The 4,365-nt window shown below is 74.2% G+C and carries 3 protein-coding genes; 1 reads left to right on the forward strand and 2 read right to left on the reverse strand.

Features of this window, described 5'->3' with window-relative positions; translation table 11 throughout:
- Positions 1–52: 52 nt before the first annotated feature.
- A complete protein-coding gene (locus ACRDP3_RS12090) occupies positions 53–625 on the forward strand; it encodes a Uma2 family endonuclease (protein WP_431516902.1) in 573 nt (190 codons plus the stop codon).
- Positions 626–646: 21 nt separating this feature from the next.
- On the opposite strand, the gene ACRDP3_RS12095 is transcribed toward ACRDP3_RS12090, so the two are convergent.
- Complete coding sequence (locus tag ACRDP3_RS12095; RefSeq protein WP_431516900.1) at positions 647–2,986, reverse strand: xanthine dehydrogenase family protein molybdopterin-binding subunit; 2,340 nt, start codon at positions 2,984–2,986, stop codon at positions 647–649.
- Positions 2,987–3,095: 109 nt separating this feature from the next.
- The coding region (locus ACRDP3_RS12100) for a (2Fe-2S)-binding protein (RefSeq protein WP_431516901.1) at positions 3,096–4,365 on the reverse strand (1,270 nt) is incomplete at its 5' end.

Here is a 4,365-nt window from a genome sequence, read left to right on the forward strand (position 1 = left end):
GACGGATACGCTGAGCGAGACTCGTCCCTACGAGGAGGGTGCCGTGACCGTGATGCAGCATGCGACGACGATCGGCGAGGCCGCAGACCGTCTCTCCCGCGAGCTCCCTGGGCACAGGGTGGAGATCCTTCAGGGGAGGGTGACGGTGACGCCACCAGCGGACGGTGCGCACGCGGTAACGCTGACCGGACTCATCGAGGTGTTTCTGCGCGCTGGTGTGCGGGAGACCGGCCTCAAGGTCGTGCAAGCCGTCGGGCTGTGGCTGCCCACGGGGCCGGACGACTACGCCGTGCCCGACCTCGCAGTCGTGGACCCCGATTTCAAGGACGCCCACGTTCAAAAGAACTGCTACGCGCCCAACGTCTTCCGCATGGCCCTGGAGGTCACGTCCTCCAACTGGGCGGACGATCTGACCACCAAGGTCGAGTGCTACGCGGAGGCCGGTGTGCCGGTCTATGTCGTCGTCGACCGCAAGCACGACCAGGTCCTGCTGTACGCGGACCCCAGCAGGGACGAGTACCGGACGTGCTCGACGCACAAGCGGGGCACGACGTTCCAGCTGCCGTCCTCGGTGGGCGTGCCCGTGAAGCTGGATGTCGACCGGCTGCTCGACGGCGACGACTGACCCTCGGCCCCCGCCGCCCCCTCAGCCCTCCTGGCGTACCGCCGCCTGGGGGCGGATCGGGAGGCGGTTGACCGGGCGGCCCGTGGCCGCGCGGACCGCCGAGGCGACCGCCGCCGGGGAGACGACCACCGGGACCGCCGAGGCCGGCTTGGCGCCGAAGGGGGCCACCACGTCCTGTTCCTCGACCAGCTTCACGATGCGGATGTCCGGCGCGTCCAGCGCCGTCGGCAGCGCGTAGCCGGTGAAGTCGGCGCGGCGCACCACGCCGCGGTTGATGCGGAGGTGTTCGGTGAGGGCCGCGCCGACGCCCTGCGTGATGCCGGCCTCGATACGGGCGCGGAGCTGCCGGGGGTTGAGCACCCGGCCGACGTCCTGGGCGATGGCCATCTCCACGACCCGGACCGACCCCAGCTCGACGTCGACGTCGACCACCGCCCGTACCGCCGCGAAGGCCAGGCCGACGAAGGCGTCGCCCTGGCCCGTGTCGTCCAGGGGTTCGGTGGGGTGGGGACGGCACTGGGCCGTGGCCCACAGTTCCTTGCCGTCCAGCGCCTCGGCGACGGTGGTCGACAGCACCCCGTCGTAGGAGGTGATCTTTCCGTCGGCGATGGTCAGCAGTTCCGTCGACATGCCGAAGTTGGCGGCCAGCGGCTGGAGCAGCTGCGTACGCACCATCTTCGCCGCCCGCTCGACCGCGCCGCCCGACACCCACGTGTGCCGGCCGTGCGCGCCCGCGCCCGCCGGTGGCTGGTCGGTGTCGACGGAGGCGACGTGCACCTCTTCCAGGCCGAGCGTCTCCTGGACGATCTGCCGGGCGAGCGTGCTGAAGCCCTGGCCGGTCTCCACGGCGGCGCACATGACCGTCGCCACCGGGCCGTTGACCTTGACGGTGGCGGTGGAGACCTCGTCGGCGCCCTCGGCGCCGAGCATGTGGACCATGCCGAGCGCGTAGCCGACGCCGCGCCGCACCGCGCCCGGTTCGCCGGCGCCTTCGGGGCCGCCGGGCAGCAGCCAGTCGCGTGCCGGGCTGTCCTTGGGGAGGGGCGGCAGGGGTGATTCCCGTACGGCGCGCAGCAGTTCGGCCACCGGCGCCGGGCAGGTGACGGTCTGGCCGGTGGGCAGCAGGTCACCGGTCGCCAGCACGTTCCGCATCCGCAACTCGGCCGGGTCGAGGCCCAGTTGTTTGGCCAGCTTGTCCATCTGGCCCTCGTACGCCGCGCACACCTGCATCGCGCCCTCGCCGCGCACATGGCCGGAGGGCGGGTTGTTCGTACGGACGGCCCAGCCGTCGATCAGCGCGTGCGGTACGACGTAGGGGCCGGCGGCGAAGGAGACGGCGGCGGCGAGGGCGTCGGCGGAGGTGTCGGCGTACGCGCCCGCGTCGAGCAGGATCTGCGCCTCGACCTTGACCAGCTTCCCCTCCCCGTCCGCGTGATGGCGGTAGCGCAGCAGGGTGGGGTGGCGGTGCGCGTGGCCCAGGAAGGACTCCTCGCGGGTCGCCGCGATCTTCACCGGGCTGCCGGTCTTCATCGCGAGCAGCCCGAGCGGTACCTGGAGGCCGGTGTCCTCGCGGTCGCCCATCGCGCCCGGTACGCCCGTCACCACGACCTTGACCTGCTCGGGCGGCAGGCCGAAGCAGGCGGCGGCCAGATCGCGGTCTGTGTGCGGGTCGGTCGAGGCGGTGTAGATCTCCACGCCGCCGTCGGGGCGGGGCACGGCGAGCCCGGCCTCGGCGCCGATGGGGGCAGGGTCCTGGCGGCCGATGCGGTAGAGGCCCTCGACCATGACCGACCCGTTGATGTCCGGGTCGCCGAAGCGGAGCGGGATGTGACGGATCACATTGCCGTCGGGATGCAGCGGTTCGGCCTCGAAGGACTTCTCGGGGTCGGTGACCGGCTCCAGCACCTCGTACTCGACGGCGATCGCGGCCGCCGCGAGCCGCGCCGTGTCGGGATGGTCGGCGGCGACGGCGGCGACGGGCTCGCCGTAGTAGCGCACGATGTCGCGCGCGAAGGCGGGCTGGTCGGCGACCTTGCGTCCGTGTCCCGCGTCGCCCGGCACGTCCTCGTGGGTGACGACCGCGTGCACGCCGGGCAGGGCGGCGGCGGGCGCCGTGTCGACGGAGACGATACGGGCGTGCGGGTGGGGCGCCCGCAGGACCGCCGCCCACAGGAGGCCCTCGGCCCACAGGTCGGCGGCGTAGGGGAAGGTGCCCTCGGCCTTGGCGGGTGCGTCGGTGGAGGGGAGGGAGGCGCCGATGCCGTGCGTGACCGGGCCCTGGTCGAGGGAGCCGGCGGGGAGCGGGGTGCCCTGGGCGGGGGTCGCTGTGGCGGCGTTGGGGCCGTCGGCCGTGCTGGTCATGCCGCTGCCTTTCCGCATCGTCCGGGTCGTCTGCCGCCGTCGGGGGGTGCTGCGTGTGCTGCGCTGCCGTCGTGGTGGGGGTGTTGTCGTGGGTGGGGGCCGCGGCGGGTCATCCGCCGCCTCCCCCGGGACGTTGTACGCCGCCCGCGCCGGGTCCGGCCTGGTGCGGGATGCGGGCCTGCGGGCCGTCGTGGGCGGCGTGGGCGTCCGCCTCGGCCGCATCCCGGTCCGCCGTGTCCCGCTCCGCCGCGGCGGAGCGCTCGGAGACGACGGTATTGACGGCGTCCAGCACCCCGCGGTAGCCGGAGCAGCGGCACAGGTTGCCGCAGATCGCCTGGCGGGTCTCCAGTTCGCTGGGCGCGTGGTTGCCCTCCAGCAGGTCGTGCACCGTCATCGCCAGCCCGGGTACGCAGAAACCGCACTGCACCGCGCCCGACTCGGTCAGCGCACGCTGCACGTCGGAGGGGGTGCCGTCGACGGCCAGGCCCTCGACCGTACGGATCTCGCTGCCGGCGGCGGTGGCGGAGGGCACGAGGCAGGAGGCGAGCAGCCTGCCGTCGACCTGGACGGAGCAGGCGCCGCACTCGCCCTGCGCGCAGCCGTCCTTGGCGCCGGCCAGGCCGAGCCGCTCGCGGAGCACGTACAGCAGCGATTCGCCGATCCAGGCGTCGGTGACGGGGCGGTCGGCGCCGTTGACGTGCAGGACGTAGGAGACGTGCGGGTGTTCGGCGTCCAGCTGCGGGGCCGGGACCGGGTCGGGGTCCTGGTCCGGTGCCGGGTCCACGGCCGGTTCGTCCTGGGCGGGTTCGGGGGCGGCGGCGTGCTCCTCGGACGGCACGTCCGCACGCTGTGACGTCTCCGATGGCATCTCGGGCGCCTCGGGGGCGGCGCCGGTACGGAGCGCGAACGCCTCGCCCCAGGCGTTGCCGGACTCGGGGGCGCCTTCCGCGGGCTCCGCCGGTTCCGCGGGCACGGTGCTGGACGGTGTCGACGGCACCCAGGGCAGCCCGGAGCGCACTATCGGGATGACGGGCTCGTACGAACCGCCGTCGCCCTCACCTCCGTCGCCGGCGTCACCGCTGTCGCCGCCGCCCTGTGGGGCCGCGTACGAACTCTCCTCGGGCTCGGGCTCCGGCACGGGGGACGGGGCGGCCGGGGCCGCGGAGGCCGCAGGCGCGGAGTCCGGTCCGGTCTCCCCGGCGCTGTCGAAGGGCACCTGCCGCCGGGCGTGCGCATCTGCGAACTGCGCCTCCCCGGCCAGGTCCGGCAGTTGCGCGTATCCGGGCGTTTCGGCCGGGGACGGGCTGAAGGAGGCGCCGTATCCGGCGGGTTCGTCCGCGCCGGGCAGCGTGCCGCCGCCCGCGCCGAGCGGGCGGCGC

Source organism: Streptomyces sp., from assembly GCF_050698815.1.
GTDB lineage: Bacteria > Actinomycetota > Actinomycetes > Streptomycetales > Streptomycetaceae > Streptomyces.

What these genes read in the sequence shown, in the direction of transcription:
- ACRDP3_RS12095 (WP_431516900.1), bottom strand. Translation starts at nt 2,986, where the DNA reads ATGACCAGCACGGCCGACGGCCCCAACGCCGCCACAGCGACCCCCGCC.
- ACRDP3_RS12090 (WP_431516902.1), top strand. Translation starts at nt 53, where the DNA reads ATGCAGCATGCGACGACGATCGGCGAGGCCGCAGACCGTCTCTCCCGC.